This window comes from Vibrio sp. CCUG 15886, from assembly GCF_028570825.1.
Classification (GTDB): Bacteria; Pseudomonadota; Gammaproteobacteria; order Enterobacterales; family Vibrionaceae; genus Vibrio; species Vibrio vulnificus_B.
The window spans coordinates 1-17,820 of sequence record NZ_JAQQBT010000001.1; the positions used below are offsets into that span (position 1 = coordinate 1).

Genomic DNA, 17,820 nt, shown 5'->3' on the forward strand with positions numbered 1-17,820 from the left:
CTGTTGCTGTTGCTGTTGCTGTTGCTGTTGCTGTTGCTGTTGCTGTTGCTGTTGCTGTTGCTGTTGCTGTTGCTGTTGCTGTTTTGCTTTTTCTACAATTTCGCGATTGGTTTTTGCTTGTTTGAGGTTCGGGTTTTTCGCAAGCGCCTTTTGGTAAGCCTCTATCGCGTCATCATACTGGCCGTTTTGCGCTAATGCGTTACCCAAGTTGTACAGTGATTCTGCACTGTCTGATTGCGCAAACAGTGTTGCCGCTTGTTCATATTCTCCTGCTTTATATGCGGCGCTTCCTTTCCATTGCGGGTTGGAAAACTGCTCAGCTGCCGCTTTATATTGCCCTTGGTCGAACAACGACTTGCCCTGTTGATCGGCGGTAAGAAATGCAGAAGCATGAGCGCGAGGTATCTGAGTTAGGGGTAAGCTCAGTACTAATACCATCCAAACAAAGCCTCGTCGGAATAAGCCTAATCCTGCCAGTAACAAGAGTGGCAACAACCAGTAACCCCCATTTTCCCTGACTTCGCTTTGCTGTGTATTGTCGGCTTTTGCTTGATGCATCTCTGAATTGGCCTGCGTTGCTGCGGCAATTTCTACAACGTCTTGGTTACTAAATTGAATGGGGGCGAAGTAGCCTCCCGTTTTCTGCGCCAGTGCTGCCATGTTGTTGAAATCAGACTTAGCTACCACTACTTGCCCTGTTGAACTTGTCAGCAACGAGCCATTCGGCAGAGGAATTGGCGAGCCGTTTGGTGTACCAATCCCAAGAATGGACACTCGAATCGCGGAGTTGGCAACAAGCTTCAATGCTGCCTGCAGTTCTTGATCATCAATATCATCACTTATAACGATGATATCGCCTTTCGCCGCTCCCGCTTTTTCAAGTTGTGCTTTGGCCAACACCAAGGCGCTTGTAAGGCGTGAGCCTTGATAGGGCATGATGTCAGGCGATAGGTTCTGGATGAGATTCGCTAACGTCTGGCTGTCACTGGTCAGTGGGCTAAGTAAATAGGCATCACCGGCATAAGCAATTAATGCGGTGTTGCCTTCTTTCCATTGCGGAAGTAGGTCGAGCGCCTTATACCTTGCCTGTTGTAAACGGCTTGGCGCAATGTCTTGCGCATACATGGATTGCGACATATCCATGACCAAAACCCGATTTTGATGGCTGTTGAAGTTGGGGCGCGTGGTGTGTTGCCAGCTTGGTGATGCCAGCGCAAGGATGGCGACAACCCAAGCGCTCAACCACAATAGTATTGACCAGGTGTTTTTTGCACCTTTTGTTGGCGTTTGGCTAAGATGGGCTGCCACTGGGCCTTGCGATGCTTGCCTTTTAAAGCGCCAAAATAACCAAGCGACAGGTAGGACAATCAAACCGAATAGCCATTTTGGCTCTAGAAAAATCAGTTCAGACATGATTTCTCCGTAATACAAACAATAAGATGGATAACACGAAAGCGAAACTCAAAGGATAAACAAACCACTCTTGTTGAGGGCGCCAAACTTGTGCGTCTTTAGAGACGGGTTCAAGCTGATTGATCGCTTGATAGATTGTCTGTAGCTCTTGCGCGTCGCGGGCTCGGAAATATTGGCCACCCGTCATTGTGGCAATTTTTGTCAGTGTTTTTTCATCAAGATCTGCCGAGGTATTAACCTTGCGTGTCATGAAAAACTGCTTCACTTCCATTTCACCAGCGCCAATACCGATGGTGTAAATCTTCACGCCATATTTCTTGGCGATGTTTGCGGCTTCGATGGGGTCAAGTGTGCCAGCGGTGTTGCTGCCGTCACTGAGCAGAATGACCACTCGTTGCGGCGCCTCACTGTCGACAAAGGTTTTGGTTGCTAAAGCAAGTCCATCTCCAATTGCGGTTTTTTGCCCGATCAGGCCGATGATGGTCTGATTGAGTTGATTGGCTACGGTTTGTCTATCTGCGGTTAACGGTGTTTGCAAATACGCATGATCAGCGAACAATACTAGGCCCAGTCTGTCACCTTGGCGCTGCTCAATAAACTGAGTCACCACGTTTTTGACGGCACTCAAGCGATCAATGTAATCGCCATCTTGCAAGATGTCTTCTTGCTGCATAGAGCCAGAGAGATCCACAACGAGCATGAGATCACGATACTCTGGGAAATGCTCAATAGGCTCACCAAACCACACTGGCCTTGCGGAAGCCACAATCAGGCTACACCAAATAAGTAAAGTAACCAGTTTGCTGAATTTGTTTTTTACGCCTGCGGCCTCAACTTCTTTCGGCAGATAGGCGAGGCGCAATGTGTTCTTGTCGCTGAGTTGTGGCAGCCAGTGATAGGCCAAAAATGGCAGTGGCAGCAGCAAAAACGCCCACCACCAGAGGAATTCAAACCCTTCAGCCACGCATACCTCGCTTAGGTGGGAGTGCTTTTTCCACCCAGACTAAACAATCATTGACCAGCTCACTGTCATGCTCACCGTGTTTGTTCTGATAGAGCGCTGCCTGCCATAACGGCATTTTGTCGCTAAAACGGGTTTCACCCAGTTGTAAGTCAAGAAATTGGTACCACTGCTCACCATGCAGCGACGCGATCGCTTCTCGTGGGTAATAACAAAGCGCGGCTTGCCTTAGCAGCTCGATGGCCGACGAAGGCGTATGCGGCGTGATGGGTTTAACAAACAATTTGAGTGCGGCACGCTTTGCTTTGAGACGTTTTTTTCGCCACAAAAAAAAGGCAGTTAAAAGCAGTAAAGCCACAACAACGCTGGCGAAAGAAGCCCACCATCCCCAAGCAAGAGGAAACCAAGATGGAACAGCAGGTAAAATCAGAGGTTGCAGCTCTAAAGGTGTTGAATTTGTTGTCATTATTATTACACGGATAATTGGTTGATAAGAGATTCAGCACTCGATAGGGTGCTGAACGGTATTCCATTACGATAACTTAACAGCCGTAAAGATTGTTGATGCTGGTCGAAGTTGTTCTTCAAAGCCAATTTTTGCTTTTTGGAACCGAAATCAAACCATCGAGAATGTTGGCCATCACTGGCGAGCACACTTCCTCGATAACGGGTTTCGCCCTGCTCTAACGGGTCATAAAGCTGCACCAGCCTCAAATTATTGTGTTGTCTAAGCTGTGTGATTTGGTTGAGTTCTTGCTCATTCATTTTGATGAAATCACTGATAAAAATTATTTCACACCCTTTGGGTGACATCCGTTTAAGCCGCTCAATGGTTTGACTGAAAGGGCGGCGATGTTCAGTGGCTTGTTCTAGTTGTTCATTATGACGTTGAGTCAATTGATTGAGAAAAGCCAAACCGTTACGCACTAAGGCTGATGGTTTGTGTTCGAATAAGGTTTCGCCGTCGTCAATCATGGCGCCGAAGCGATCTTTTTTTGCCAGTGTCGTCCACAGAATTACACTGGCTAAATGCGCAGCTTGGACAGATTTGTAGACGTAGCGTGAACCAAAAAACATACTGCTGTTGAGATCCAAATACAGGATCACCGCTTGTTCTTTGTCTTCGCTAAAGAGTTTGGTGTGTGCTTTACCAGTGCGGGCGGTGACTCGCCAATCGATACTGCGAATATCATCACCTTGTTGGTACTGGCGAACTTCTTCAAAATCCATCCCTCTCCCACGTACACGGCTAGCATGGCCACCACTTAGATGTGACCAAACGCTGCGTGCAGGAGGGATCCAGCGCACGGCTTGGCTTTGGTAGTAAAGCAACTCTTCTAGCGATAACGCCACGCCATTGCAATGAGGTGGCAATGTAACGGGGGTCATGGCTTAGGCGCTTCCCACTAAACTAATCAGCTTGTCGATCACTTGGTTGGCCGAAATCCCTTCGGCTTGAGCTCGGTAGGAGAGTAGCAAGCGATGCCTCAATACAGGATAAGCCATTGTCTGAATATCGCCCGGAGTGACATAGTCACGTCCATCTAGCCAAGCATACGCTCGTGCACATCGGTCAAGGGCAATCGTCGCGCGAGGGCTGACTCCCATGCTAATCCATTCTGCAAGTTCGGCGTTGTAATGAGAAGGTTGGCGAGTTGCCATCACCAGTCGTACTAAATAGTGCTCAAGCGACTCGGCCATTTGAATATTCAACACTTCTTGACGAGCTGAAAAGATCTCTTGTTGTGTGACTAAAGGCTTTTCAGGTGTCTGTTCACCTTTAGCTTCACCACGATTGATGCGCAAAATCGCCAGTTCATGAGCTGCGTCTGGATAATCGACATTAAGATGCAACAAAAATCGGTCAAGCTGGGCTTCTGGAAGGGGATAAGTACCTTCTTGCTCAATCGGGTTTTGTGTTGCCATCACCAAAAACAGCTCTGGGAGTGGATAGGTATTGCGCCCAGCGGTCACTTGCCCTTCCGCCATGGCTTCGAGCATTGCGGCCTGTACTTTGGCCGGAGCTCGGTTGATTTCATCGGCAAGGATCAAATGATTGAAGATAGGGCCAGCTTGAAACTTAAAATCGCCTTTTTCTGGTCGGAAGATATCGGTGCCCGTTAAATCTGCAGGCAAGAGATCGGGGGTAAATTGAATACGGTGAAAATTACCCTCGATGCAGTCTGATAGCGCTTTCACTGCTCGTGTTTTAGCAAGGCCAGGAGGCCCTTCGACTAAGATGTGTCCGTCTGCAAGAAGTGCGATGAGTAACTGTTTGACTAATTCAGGTTGGCCAACGATTTGAGACTGTAAATAGTTAGCTAAGGCATCAAAACTACGTTGTTGCATGATTCTACTACTTCGGTTGGTTTGGTTTCTTGGGTCGTAAAAATCCAAGAAAGTTCCATGGTTAGCGACAAATTAGCAGATGAGGGTGAAAGGCTTGCGTTTCAAGGGAAGTCGCGAGACTTTTCTTGCAGGGATGAAGTGTGATCGTTAAGAAAGATTTTGCTTCAGTTTGGGTTTATTTGGCCGATATAAGCTATACCCATAAGAATGTAACAAAATATATGTTATATTTTTGCGCTTTTTGTATTGCTTTATCGCGCATTACCCACAATAAGTGATTCTTGTTAAAGGTCCAAATATGATTAATCTTAACTCTTTGAGCATTAAGCAAAAAGTTGTCCTTGGGATAACCTTCGCTGTGCTTGCATCCACCATCATCCTCGGTTTTATGGCGCAAAAACAATCACGTGAAGTGATTAGCCATCGTCTTGTTGATATCGAACTGCCATTGATCTTGAGCCAGATTAACTTGCAAGTTGATAAAGATGTATCGCAACTCTTATCTGCGGCAGAGCAATTAGCAAAGAACGAATTTGTTCGCGAAAGCGTCGTGCAAACGGAAAACCCTGAAGGGCAAACGAAGTTGGTGCAGCAACTCAATAACGTCAAAGATCAATATCGCTTGAACGATGCGTCGGTGGCTAATAGAAAAACGGCGTATTACTGGAACCAAAATGGCTTCTTGCGTCAGCTTACTCAATCACAGGATGGTTGGTTTTTCGGCTTCACCAATTCTGGTCAGGCGACGATGGTGAGCATTTTTACCGAAGCCAATGGTGAAGTGAAAATGTTTGCCAACTATCAACACCTATCGGGATTCACCATGTCTGGTGTGTCTAAGTCGATGGATGAAATGGTCAGCAAACTGAACAGCTTCAAGATTGAAAAAACGGGTTACGTGTTCCTTGTCGACAGCCAGGGTAACATTCAAATCCACAAAGACAGACAAGCCGTCGGTAAACCTCTTTCTAGCTATGTTGCGGAGAATCCTTCATCGTTGCTAAACAAGCAGCAAGACGTGGTATTTGAAACCGAAGTCGATGGTGAACGTGTTTTCGTCGCGAGTGCTTATGTGCCGTCGATGAACTGGTACGTGGTTGGTATTGTGCCTGTAGATGAAGTCTTTGCGGACCTTGATGCTGCAGCGCAACAAATGCTGATTACGACCTTAGTTGTGGCTGCTGTCTTTATTTTCATGGGAGTGATCCTTGCGAACAGTATTACCAAACCTATCCAACAAATTGCCGAACGTTTCACCGATCTAGGCAAAGGGGATGGCGATCTTGCACAGCGCATTGACATTAAAGGGAAAGATGAAATCGCTCAGCTCTCGATGGGCTTCAATGGATTTATTGAGAAGATTCATACCACGATGAAAGAAGTGGCGGCGACCAGTACCTCGCTCAGTAGCGCCGCTGAAACTGTCTCATCGAAGGCGGCAACCACGCACGACAACAGTCAAGAACAGCGAGATCAGACGATTCAAGTGGTGACGGCCATCAATCAGATGGGGGCGACCATCAGCGAAATCGCCTCGAACGCAGCAACGGCTGCTGATACAGCGAATCAAGCCTCTGACAATACTCAACTTGGCCGAGAAGTGGTGACAAAAGCGAAGAACGTCATTTCGCGTCTTGCAGATGATGTCGAAACCACGAGCCAAGTAGTATCGCAGTTAGCGACAACAACACAAGAAATTGGCTCCATTCTTGATGTGATTCGAGATATTTCGGACCAAACCAATTTGCTGGCGTTGAATGCGGCAATCGAAGCGGCTCGTGCGGGCGAGCAAGGTCGCGGCTTTGCAGTTGTTGCTGACGAAGTGCGTAACTTAGCAAGCCGAACGGCAGATTCCACCGAAGAAATTCAAAAGATGATCAACCAATTACAAAGTGACGCCAAAGATGCTGTTTCGGCCATGGACGCAGGTAAAGCGGTCACCTTTGAGGGCGTTGGTGCGACAGACGAAGCGGTTAATGTGCTGATGAGCATCTCAGAGCGTATTGCTGATATTTCAGATCGCAATACGCAAGTGGCGACTGCAACGGAAGAGCAATCTACCGTGGTTCATACCATTAATCAGAATATAGAAGAAATCAATGCCATCAATGAAGTAACGACAAGCACAGCAGAAGAGTTGGCCGATGCAAGCCAAGAGCTGCGCGAGTTGTCGCGTCGTCTCGATAGTATGGTGGGTAGCTTCAAACTGTAAACTTAGGTAGAATCCTTCACAGTTTTGACATTTTTAGGTAAGTGAAAATGAGTGATTTTGAAAAAGAATTGCAGATGATGTCTGAAGAGGCCAGTCAAGAGCCGGAAGTGAAACTGCCGTCGATTGAAGAGCAAAAGCAGATTGCTGCTGAGCTTAAGCGACTGGAAGCTGAAGGAAAACTGACTCCTGAAGTATTAGAGCATTACTTTGGTAAATATGCTCAAAAAGGTGAAACACCGATTCACTAACCCCCTCAAAATTAAGGGAAGCGAAAGCTTCCCTTTTTCATGCTTTTCATACTATTGCCCGTTACTTTATCTCAGACTTTTGCTTTACTCGGTCTTTTTTTCATACTTGACTTTATTGGCTGTGAGCCTAAATTTTATGCTCAGCTAAATTGATGAATAAAGGGCTGTAGGGAGCATGGAGAGTCAAAACAAGGAAGTGATATTGATTACGGAAGACAGTCTGCAATCCTCACTGCTAAAAGAAATTCTTGAGAAAAAACTCAATATGGTCGTTCATTTGCTCACTCCTAAAGAGTTAGATGAACGAACGACGAGTTATTCTTCGATCAAGGCAATTCTTGTGGATTATAGTGTTGTTGAAGAGGATTTTTATTCTTCATATTTGAATTTTATAGATGAAAACTTTTCGGAAGTCCAAGAGGTTCTGATTAATTGCCAAAATAATATTAGTATTGAAGAATTATGTATTTGGCGTTCTTTGACTGGGATATTTTATTTATCTGATGATATTAGTACTTTAGAACTAGGAATTGACAGAATCCTGTCGGGTGATATGTGGTTTAGTCGTAAAATATCACAAGAATTTATTTCAACTTTGCGTCAGCACAGTAAACCTATCTCAAAAAACGTATCTACAAAGCTGACGAAACGAGAACAGCAAATAATAACCCTCTTGTCACTGGGGAATTCAAATCAGCAAATTGCACGCAAGCTTTTTGTTAGAGAAAACACAGTGAAAACGCATTTACACAACATCTTTAAAAAGATTGATGTTAAAAATAGAGTTCAAGCTCTAATTTGGGCTAAGGAACATCTTTCTCCCACATCTTCTACGATCTAATCCCGCCGACTAATCACAAAAATATACCATTCCTGATATCAATGTATCACATATGAGATGAATAAATTTTAGATTCACTTTTACTTAATTAGTATTTTAAAAGTGAATAAAACAGCCTTAAAGTTGTCTCTAGCACTTTGCGATTAGCTGAGTGCTTCTTAAAACAAAAATAGTATGAAGTATAAAATTTTAGAATGAGACGTTTCAGTATGGGTTGTAATATGGCAGACACAACGATTGTATTAGTCACTCAACAAAGCCTTCAGAGTGAGAATCTAAAAAATATTCTGATGGCTGAAACTGGGATGACAATTGAAATTCTTGATGCAAAGAAACCAATCTCGAAAGAGAGAATAAATGCTGAAAGTATTCTGCTTGTTGATCTCTCTGTAGATATATCAATGGATAATATTGACATTATTAAAAATAGGGGTGATCTGAGAGGGACAATACTTCTGAATCTACTGGAAGACTTAGAGCCGGAAGAGTTGATCAAATGGCCTTACATCAAAGGTGTATTTGGTGCAAAAGACAACATAGAGAAGCTGTGTCGCGGGATTGAAGCGATCGCTCGAGGGGATAATTGGCTCCCGAGACGATTAATGATGCAACTTATCTCATATTATGAGGAAAAAGGTGGAGCGAAGAAGGAAGAGCCACAGCTAGATATCGAGCTAACTAGACGAGAAATTCAAGTATTACAATTTCTTAAAGCAGGTGGTTCGAATATGGAAATTGCGGATTCTCTTTTTATCAGCGAACACACGATTAAATCTCATCTTTATAATATTTTCCGCAAGATTGATGTAAAAAACCGGACACAGGCAACCGCGTGGGCAAAACGGAATTTATAAAGCCACCTGGCCACTATTTCTATAGGTTATCAGGTTATCAGGTTATCAGGTTATCAGGTTATCGAGTTCTACAGGTTACTGAGCATTATTAACCATACAGAGTACTAGTAATAACTGTTTGTTTTATCATGGATAAGCGTTGAAAAGTATGAGCCTGATTATTGATTCCTTATTCGCTGAGTGAAAACTCAACCGAAAATCAAACTCATATAGAGCATGAGCTTTCATATACTTCTGATGTCTTGAAGTAGTGAAGTCAGATGTTATTTAACGATAACGTTCTATATCCAATAATGGAATCAAAAAGAGGGATAAAAAATGGCTGTTTATTCTGGAACTGCAGATGTAGATGTTCTTAGTAACTATACTGGTAGCGATGACAAGTTCGTAGGACATGGTGATAACGACAATATCATTGGTGGCGGCGGTAATGATCTCATTATCGGCGGGGCTGGCGATGATAGATTAGTTGGTGGACGAGGTGATGATATTCTCAAAGCTGGACTAGGGGATGACTATCTTGGCGGCGGATCAGGGGATGACTTATTACTTGGTCTTTATGGTAACAACCATATGAATGGTGGCCTAGATAACGATGTTTTGGTTGCTGGCTCTGGTGACAATGTTCTGATTGGTGGTCAAGGTGCCGACAAATTTATTTTTACCGATAAGTTTGACGGGCACGGTACAGCTAAAGTGGTGGATTTCACTATTGGTGAGGACACAGTACGTATCGACAGTGCCACGATTCATTCATTGGATGATCTGTCAGTAAGCTATGATGCAGTGGGTAACCTAGTTCTTTCCGATGGTGGAGCATTTACCGTGAAGTTGATTGGTGTGACAGAAGCAGATTTTGTCGCTCATGCGGATGACATGTTCCAATTCTAAATTAGAGATAAATAGTGCTACGTTTTGCGTAGCACTACTTCTAGGTGGGTAGTAATTTGCAAAATTCCGCGTTTAAGGAAGTGAAGAAGAAACTAAGAACACTATTTGTTTGGTCACTTTTTTTTAGTTTTTTTATCAATATTCTTGTACTTTCTATACCCATTTACATGCTTCAAATTTACAACCGAGTGATTTCGTCATACTCCGTTGACACATTGGTTTTGCTGACCGTCATTGTTCTGTTGGCTTTATTCACTATGTCTGCGCTTGAAGTGGTACGGGCACATATCAGCAAACGCTTTGGCTTTTGGATTGATAACCGTCTCTCTAGCCAAATGTTAAGACAAACCGTTCATTTTAAAACACACACTGGGCGTAATTATACTGCGCAGGTGTTGAGAGATTTACAGACGCTTAAATCTTTTTTTAGTGGTTCCTCCCTTTATCCTTTGCTTGACGCTCCTTGGACACCACTGTTCGTTTTCTTCGTTTATATGCTGCACCCTGTCCTAGGACAAATTGCGTTAGGGGGTGCGATTACTCTATTGTCTTTAGGCTTATTTAATGAGTTTGCGATTCGTAAAGCGGCACTCGATAGTGATAACCGAGCGGTTAACGCCATCGCTAACGCAGAAACCGCGGCACAAAATGCCGATTCCATGCTGGCGATGGGGATGATGAATGACTATCTCAGGAATTGGTATCAGTACAATCAGCAAACGCAAGTGGTTGAAGATAATGCGGTAAGTCGTTCGATCCTTATTGCCAATATTTCTAAGTTCATTCGTAGTGGCCTACAAATTTTACTTCTAGGTGGTGGGGCATGGTTAGTGATTGAGCATGAAATAACCGCTGGTGCCATGATTGCCGCCTCAATTTTGATGGGAAGAGCCCTCTCTCCAATGGAGCAAGCGATTACGACTTGGCGCTCTGCATCCCTCGCTAAACGTGCTTATGGCCGATTGAAAGAAATCAGTGACAAAGTTCAAGTTGATGAACTCAATATGCCATTGCCCAGACCCAGAGGGCATTTCGAGTTAGCTAACGTTTCTTATCGTCATCCCGGTGTTGCTGAGCCCGTTCTCTCTGGCGCTCAATTTTCCATTCCTCCTGGTTGTGCGGTTGGCATTATCGGCCCTTCGGGCACAGGGAAATCAACGTTGGCTAAGTTATTGGTCGGCAATATCAAGCCCTTAGCAGGAAAGGTGACCTTAGACGGAATGGATGTTTCTCTCTGGGCATCAGAAGATTTGGGAAGGCATGTAGGTTACTTGTCTCAAGAAATAGAGTTATTCCCTGGAACCATCAGAGAAAATATCGCCCGACTCAAAATAGAGCAGCCAGAAAAAGTAATACGAGCCGCTCAATTGGCGGGTTGCCATGAAATGATACTCAAGAAGCCAAAAGGTTACGATTTTGAGATAGGAGAAGGCGGGAGAGGATTATCTGGTGGAGAAAGGCAGAGAGTTGCGTTGGCGAGAGCCATCTATGATGACCCATCGGTTGTGATATTGGACGAAGCGAACTCCAACCTGGATGGTGAAGGAGAAGCGGCGTATCAAAATGTTATTACTCACTTAAAAAATCAAAAAGCCACTGTGATCGTTATTGCTCATAATCCGAGCACGATGAGAAATATGGATCGTCTGCTCTATCTCTCTGAAGGCCGAGTTAAGCTGTATGGCGAAAAGAACGAAGTACTGAAGCGTTTGATGGGATCGAGTCAAACAGACATTCCGAGGGTCAATCATGGCTAATCAAATAACGGAGAGAAATGGTGAGACGTTAGATATTGTAGAACGTTTTTCACCACAAGATACTCTGAATATCAAAGGGCCCATTGTTATGGGTTTTTTATCTATTGCACTATTTGGCGGTGGTATTGGCTACTGGGCGGCAACAGCAAAACTCGAAAGTGCTGCCATCGCCTATGGTGATTTGTCAGTAAGTAGTCAACGCCAGGCAATTCAACATCTTGAGGGTGGTATTGTCGAACGCTTAATGATCCAAGAAGGGGATTATGTTGAGAAAGGCCAGCTACTAATACAGCTTTCTGAACAGCAATCTTTGTCGCGTTTAGAATCTCTTAAAGGAAAGTTTGTCCATGCCGTCGCAAAAGAGAGTCGTTTAAAAGCAGAGTTTAATAATACGAGTGAGATTGTCTGGGAAAGTGATCTCGAGAAAATGGCAATCTCAAATACATTGCTGGAAGCACAGCAAATTCAAAAAAAGATTTTTGAGGCGAGAGCCCGTTACTTCGAAAGTAAACTCAACATCGTTCATCAGACGATTTCTGGTGCAAAGTTGGAGCTCAATAATTTGAAGCAAACCAAAAAAATTGAGCGGGAAAGACTTTCGTTAATCGAAGAAGAAATCCTGAGTAATCAGACATTAGTAAAACAGGGGTTTTCTGGTAAATCAACGTTGCTGCAGTTGAAAAGATTAGCAACTGAAGTAAGAAGTACCTTGAGTCAACTTGATAGACAAACGTTAACGGTACAAAAACGCATTGATGAAAACCAATCCCGTTTAGAGGAAATGGCACTCGAGCGAATCAACGAAGTGGTTGTTGAGTTGAGAGAGGCACAAAATGAAATTGTCTCTATTCGAGAAGAGTATCGTGTGGCTCAAGATATATATAAACGCACCGGGATACGCGCGCCAATTTCAGGCAAGGTAGTGAATATGAAAGTATTCACCGAACAAGGTGTGATTCGTAGCGGTGAAACGTTACTAGAATTGGTTCCTGACGATGACAGCTTAATCGTGGAAGCGAGAGTCAGTCCTCAAGATATCGATCTTATCTCTCCAGGTTTAGATGCCAGAGTGCGACTTACGGCACTCAATGCGCGTATTCAGGAACCACTCAATGGTAAGGTACTGACGGTTTCGGCGGATAAACTGTCTGAACAAAATAAAGAAGACTACTATTTAGCGAGAATTGCGTTGAATGACCAAGATGCTCAGCAGCATCAGTTAACGGCAGGAATGAATGCGGAAGTGCTTATTTTATCTCGGCCACGGACGCCAATCAGTTATCTTCTCAAACCGATTACAGAAAGTTTTAATCGTGCTTTTAGGGAAGAGTAATGGAGTGAGCTCGAATGATTACTGATGTATCGAGATGTGGTCGGTGAGTGTTAGGAGAAGTGAGTGAGGAAAGGAGAACTCAGTTTCTCCTTTTTTATTGTCATTGAATCGTATTTGGCTGCAATGGCGATGTCTTGCTGCGAGATCGAGCCACACAGTAGGCGACGTTTATTAGAGAACCTAATGCTGCTTGAGCAAAGGTTTAAACTTAAACAGATAAAGACGAGCCAGAAGATAGCCTGTCGTAATTCCAAACCAGTTTGTCATCATATCGGATGTCGAAAACGTACGATGACTTAAAAACAGTTGTGAGAGCTCATCGAGTGACACAATAAAAAGCAACAAGACTAGCAGTCGAATTGCAAAGATATCATTGGATATGGCTTTACACATTGAAGGGAAGGCGAGAACAGCCATGTAAGCGATTAAAAAGCTTAATGTGGAATGAAGAGCTCGACTCCCACCAATATAGTATTCAAATTGTTCATAAACATGACTTTCCATTCCACTGCTTTTCCAAAGTGAAAGTGAAACTGTCATGACGCAAATGACAAATAATCCTAATTTTCTCATGTCTCTATCCGATGGGTACAAAGCCTAAGTATCGTTTCACATAGTAAAGTGCCGCCAAATTCTGTATTGCCATGCCGATTGCAATTGAACTGGCGGCACCAATAACCCCATACATTTGGCTCAGGGCCAACAGCAAAATGATGGCAATGCTTCCAGAGGTGATCGTGATGTATTTCATTGTTTTCTCGTAGCCACTCATCAACAGGAGAAAGCCAACCGAGCCGGTGGCGACATTCACCAGCTGCCCAAGCGCCAATATGGCTAACAAAATACCTGCAGACTCAAACTCTGCACCAAAGAGAGTCATGACTTCTTGCGAATAAAAGGTACAAGCAATGACTGGAATGAGAGAAAGAGAAATATTGAGTCGGAAGGCGTTGGTGCTTAGTTTCTGCAGTTTTTTCATCTCTCCTTGCTGATATAGGGAAGCAAGCATTGGTGCAACAATAAAATTCACGGTGATCAGCACAAATCCAATGAGCAGCGAAGTCCTTTGAGCAGCAGCCAATAAGCCCAGATCGCTATCTGTTAGGTAGAATCCCGCGATGATCAAACTGCCCCACTGGATCACGTTGGTAAAGATATTGCCAATCCAAACCTGTTTTGCACTGTCGGTTAATTCCGCATTATGAGCAACGGGTAAGGGCACCGTGGAGTATTGACCTGAACGAAGCCATTGGAGTGTTGATATCAATGCAACCAAAAAAGCTGAAAGTAGCAGAGCCAGCAACATGCTTACCAGAGTAATGAGATCAAAGAAATGCAATATCGTAATGAACAAGACTAGAAAGCAGCTCACGCCCATCTGCAAAGCAAATATTGCAGGAGTAACATGGCGTATCGCTTGTAGGGCATAGCTATTGAGTTGTGCTAACACCATAAGTGGAATGGTGAGTGAAAACAAAGCGAAGAGGCTAGGAGTGATGTTTACATTGATGAGTGATGCGCCAAAGGCAAATTGAACGATGAAGGCTAAAATGCACAGAGAAAAAGAGAAGGCCAAGCTTCTCTTCACAGAGATGGTATAGTTTTCGCTTTGTTGCTGTATCGAATTCTGACTGAAAGCGATGGCGTTGTATTTCACCAATGAAACATTGAATCCAAGTTGACTGACGATAGCAACGAAGGAGACCAAATTAAAAAGATAAAAGAATTGTCCGGCGACCGTGGCATCTGAGAACCTCGCAACAGCAATCGTGAGTACAAACGCAAACAAGGCCGATAAAATTCGCATGATCCCTGTCTGTACCCCAAGTGAAACGAGTTTTTTTTTCTCATGGGATAACCCAGACAATTTTTGATTAAGCACGCTGAGCATAAAATGAATCTCAAATATAGAGGCTGCTGAGCGCCAATCTTTGTTTTTCTTCACTGTAGGTGTTGTTCATATCACTACAGTACTGTTGGAATGGAATGGTATCGAAGTGTTCTACACAGTGGATGATCTGTTTTGCCATCTCTTGCGGAGTACTGGCTAGAAATGGGTAATCCAGATCTTTTGTTGCGCCGATTTTGCGAATGACCATAGGACGAGTCAGTTTGGCCGCTTCGAGAATGGTAAGAGGCATACCTTCCCATGCAGCTGTGTGTAAATAGATGTCCGCATTGCGAAGGCGTTCAACCACTTCTGTTCTTGGCAACATACCAGTGACTTCGATACCTTTGTCACGCAACTGCTGTTCTAACGAAGGGTCCCCGCCTCCTATCCAAGTAATGTTCAGCTGAATAGCCGAGTCATGCTGCAAGATATGTTCAGCGACGTGACAAAGAAATTGGGGATCTTTTTGTTTCGCCACTCGCCCTAAGGCCACAAGGTTTATCTTTTCGCCTCGTGGAACACTGTTACCGGCGTTAGATTGGTAGGTCACGTAGTTATTCAGTAACTCCGCTTTTTTGGCTCCCAACGAGATGGCCAAATCGCATTCACGCTGGCTGCATCCAGCAATCGCAGTAAATTTTTTTATGCGGATCCCTTCGAGTATTCGATAGAATTTTTGTGCATAGACCGAGATATCCTCTCGTTCAAACGCGTAACAATGTGGGGTATAGATAAGTTTTGCCTTGCCCACTGTCAAAAATCGCCCAAGAAATCCCGCCTTACTGGAGTGGAGATGGATCACATCCGGTTGGAGTTGCTTGATACGTTGATTGGCACTTAAGAAAAATTGAAGCAGATGACCATCAATGAAGGTGGAAGATTGAAATTGGTTGTTACCGTTTTCTTTCGTAGAATCTTCTTCGCGGGCTCGGGCAAAAAGGTGATGTTCAATCGGTTCATTCCTTGATGAATAAACGTAGCTATAAAGTGCAGTTTGTACACCACCGCCAAATGCTTCTGTAATATGCAGTACTTTTTTCATTTTTTACTCGTCCCTGGTGTCTTTAGCCATTTGTTTTTAAATTGAGCTCTCTCCTCTTCTGAATATAAATGTCGGTAGAGTGGAAGATCGTACATGTAAAATAGCTTTGAAAAATCGTAAGTGTCTTTGAAATGACTATAGATATTGGAATACCACTTGTTTTTTGCTTCATTACTGTTTTTTAAAATAAAGCCGTCAACGTTGAGAAATTTAGCGATATCACTGTCTAATTTATTAAGATGCTCACATTTGATTAGCATCACTTCTGTTTTTTTGTTTTTGAAAAGATAGAATGGTTCATTGTTATTAATGTCACTTTTAATGACGTCAATACCAAAGTTTTTATTTAATTCATTATCGAACCAATTCGCGAAATAATTAAGGTTAATATAATGGTCGAAACAAAACTCGAGATGTTGATAAGTTCTCTCCATGTCTCGATGAATGGCATCATTCTTTTTACCTTCGATAAACTGAATATGAAGGTCTTGAAAAAAACGAGAAAGAACAGTAGCAATCGGATCTCGAACAAGTGTCACGATTTTTAGATGATTTCGATTCTGTAAGAGCCGTTTTCTATGATTCAGGATAACGCGGTACATCGTCCGATTTTTAAAATCAAAGAACTTTTTGACATCCTGACGATTGTGATACATTTGAAACTCTTCATGATCGTCAAATGTATGAATGTGATAGCTAGGTATATTGTAGTCACTCAACGTATGCTCAATAGAAGAAGATCCGACTTTCCCCATTTGGTACACCAAGACGAAATTATCGGATTTGAGCTCTTTATTTTTCTCAAACTGTCGATTCAATGAGTATTTCATAGTTCCATTCCATAGATTATAGTGTGCGATTGAGCACAGGCTTGATGAATGATTATTGAAAATTATTAATAAGAAGGGTGTTTCTTCAATATCTACAATTAAGATCTGAAAGTGCTTGTTTTATTGATTGGTAATAAAAATTGGGTGGTTAATCATCCTTGGGTGAATAGTCCATCATAAGCTTTATAATAACTGTCTCTAAATTTCTCAATGGTGAATTCCTTGCAACGTAATATGGAATATTTACTCGCTACGCTATAATTCTCATTACTGTCGCAAACTTGAATTATTTTATTCGCCAGTTCTTCACTGTTAGAAACTTCAAATAGATAACCAGCGTTGCCGATGACATCATCCAGCCCTGGAACATTCGAGCTCAATACAGGCAACCCTGCCGCCATGGCTTCTACAGCCGCCAACCCAAATCCTTCAATGAGGGAAGACTGTACATAGAGATCCATTTGCTCTAAGAAAGTAGGGATATCGCTGACGACACCATGAAAAAACACTCGATTCGTGATATCTAACTGCTGAGCGAGAGATTCCAGCACCTCTCGTTTTTGGCCATCACCAGCTAGGTGTAACTGGTATTGTGTTGGGAGTAGGGCGACCGCTCTAATCAGCGCTTCATGATCTTTATGCTCATGCAGTCGACCCACCATGCCTATTTTGATTTGAGCAGGATGTTTGATGCCTGTTCTCGCGGACATCGAAAAGCATGACAGATCAACGCCATTGTTAATGACTTTGTATTTCTGACGAAAATTCGGCATGAACTTGATCAACTCTTCCTGCACCTTCTCGCTAATACTGATGGTCAGATCGTGGCTTAGATACAAGAGATACTCCATAAACTTAAATGCCGGATAGTCGCGTCTTCTATTGCTTGAACTGTGTTCTGTCTGAAGCTTTTTCTTACCTAAGGCAAGCAGTGCAAGATAGATCGACGGATAAAGATGCCCATGAACAATGTCTGGCCAGCGAAATAAGGCCCATTTTTCCTTAAAGGTGAGCGTTTGCCATACATAACACTCAATGCCATGACGACTGAGCGTTTCGAGATAATCATTTTCGTGGCAAAGCACCAGAATCTTTATGTCGTACTTAGCCTCTTCGCCAGTAACGAGGTCGACCAAAAACTTCTGTGCGCCACCATTTTTAGATAGGTCATTGATAATATGTAAAATTCTCATGATGT

General features: G+C 43.4%; 17 protein-coding genes. 7 read left to right on the top strand and 10 right to left on the bottom strand.

The window, feature by feature from the left end; translation table 11 throughout:
- The 5 genes from PQQ36_RS00005 to PQQ36_RS00025 form a co-directional block, all read right to left on the bottom strand.
- Positions 1–1,413, bottom strand: a 1,413-nt coding sequence (locus PQQ36_RS00005) for a vWA domain-containing protein (protein WP_273660120.1), incomplete at its 3' end; no start/stop codon positions are given.
- Positions 1,406–2,377 carry a vWA domain-containing protein gene (locus PQQ36_RS00010; protein WP_130306540.1) on the bottom strand — a complete coding sequence of 324 codons (972 nt, stop codon included), beginning with the start codon at positions 2,375–2,377 and terminating at the stop codon, positions 1,406–1,408. The genes PQQ36_RS00005 and PQQ36_RS00010, both read right to left, overlap by 8 nt.
- A complete protein-coding gene (locus PQQ36_RS00015) occupies positions 2,370–2,840 on the bottom strand; it encodes a DUF4381 domain-containing protein (RefSeq protein WP_011082411.1) in 471 nt (156 codons plus the stop codon). Before PQQ36_RS00015 ends, PQQ36_RS00010 begins: the two co-directional genes overlap by 8 nt.
- 5 nt (positions 2,841–2,845) lie before the next feature.
- On the bottom strand, positions 2,846–3,763 hold the full coding sequence (locus PQQ36_RS00020; protein WP_273660122.1) for a DUF58 domain-containing protein: 918 nt from the start codon (positions 3,761–3,763) through the stop codon (positions 2,846–2,848).
- A 3-nt stretch (positions 3,764–3,766) separates the two neighbouring features.
- Positions 3,767–4,723 carry an AAA family ATPase gene (locus tag PQQ36_RS00025; protein ID WP_043877463.1) on the bottom strand — a complete coding sequence of 319 codons (957 nt, stop codon included), beginning with the start codon at positions 4,721–4,723 and terminating at the stop codon, positions 3,767–3,769.
- Between the two features lie 298 nt (positions 4,724–5,021).
- On the opposite strand from PQQ36_RS00025, the gene PQQ36_RS00030 reads away from it, so the two are divergent.
- The 7 genes from PQQ36_RS00030 (at position 5,022) to PQQ36_RS00060 (ending at position 12,859) form a co-directional block, all read left to right on the top strand.
- Positions 5,022–6,935: a methyl-accepting chemotaxis protein gene (locus PQQ36_RS00030; RefSeq protein ID WP_263221523.1), complete on the top strand. Its 1,914-nt coding sequence runs from the start codon at positions 5,022–5,024 to the stop codon at positions 6,933–6,935.
- A 47-nt stretch (positions 6,936–6,982) separates the two neighbouring features.
- Complete coding sequence (locus PQQ36_RS00035) at positions 6,983–7,183, top strand: hypothetical protein (protein ID WP_011082415.1); 201 nt, start codon at positions 6,983–6,985, stop codon at positions 7,181–7,183.
- A 175-nt stretch (positions 7,184–7,358) separates the two neighbouring features.
- On the top strand, positions 7,359–8,024 hold the full coding sequence (locus PQQ36_RS00040) for a LuxR C-terminal-related transcriptional regulator (protein ID WP_011082416.1): 666 nt from the start codon (positions 7,359–7,361) through the stop codon (positions 8,022–8,024).
- A gap of 194 nt (positions 8,025–8,218) precedes the next feature.
- Entirely contained in the window at positions 8,219–8,878 is a 660-nt protein-coding gene (locus tag PQQ36_RS00045; RefSeq protein WP_011151775.1) for a LuxR C-terminal-related transcriptional regulator, read from the top strand.
- A gap of 318 nt (positions 8,879–9,196) precedes the next feature.
- A complete protein-coding gene (gene cabA, locus PQQ36_RS00050; protein ID WP_011151776.1) occupies positions 9,197–9,769 on the top strand; it encodes a biofilm matrix calcium-binding repeat protein CabA in 573 nt (190 codons plus the stop codon).
- 44 nt (positions 9,770–9,813) lie between these two features.
- Positions 9,814–11,526, top strand: a complete 1,713-nt coding sequence (locus PQQ36_RS00055) for a type I secretion system permease/ATPase (RefSeq protein WP_158122312.1) — start codon at positions 9,814–9,816, stop codon at positions 11,524–11,526.
- Complete coding sequence (locus PQQ36_RS00060; RefSeq protein ID WP_047111853.1) at positions 11,519–12,859, top strand: HlyD family type I secretion periplasmic adaptor subunit; 1,341 nt, start codon at positions 11,519–11,521, stop codon at positions 12,857–12,859. The genes PQQ36_RS00055 and PQQ36_RS00060 overlap by 8 nt, the downstream gene beginning before the upstream one ends.
- 180 nt (positions 12,860–13,039) lie before the next feature.
- Here the strand turns inward: PQQ36_RS00060 and PQQ36_RS00065 are convergent, their stop codons facing one another.
- The 5 genes from PQQ36_RS00065 to PQQ36_RS00085 form a co-directional block, all read right to left on the bottom strand.
- Positions 13,040–13,432, bottom strand: coding sequence for a VanZ family protein (locus PQQ36_RS00065; RefSeq protein WP_372456893.1), 393 nt, complete (start codon positions 13,430–13,432; stop codon positions 13,040–13,042).
- A gap of 4 nt (positions 13,433–13,436) precedes the next feature.
- Entirely contained in the window at positions 13,437–14,750 is a 1,314-nt protein-coding gene (locus PQQ36_RS00070) for a capsular biosynthesis protein (protein WP_273660127.1), read from the bottom strand.
- A 10-nt stretch (positions 14,751–14,760) separates the two neighbouring features.
- Entirely contained in the window at positions 14,761–15,792 is a 1,032-nt protein-coding gene (locus PQQ36_RS00075) for a glycosyltransferase (protein ID WP_273660128.1), read from the bottom strand.
- On the bottom strand, positions 15,789–16,622 hold the full coding sequence (locus tag PQQ36_RS00080) for a putative capsular polysaccharide synthesis family protein (protein WP_011082424.1): 834 nt from the start codon (positions 16,620–16,622) through the stop codon (positions 15,789–15,791). Before PQQ36_RS00080 ends, PQQ36_RS00075 begins: the two co-directional genes overlap by 4 nt.
- Positions 16,623–16,774: 152 nt before the next feature.
- Positions 16,775–17,815, bottom strand: coding sequence for a glycosyltransferase (locus tag PQQ36_RS00085; protein WP_273660130.1), 1,041 nt, complete (start codon positions 17,813–17,815; stop codon positions 16,775–16,777).
- Positions 17,816–17,820: the final 5 nt, after the last annotated feature.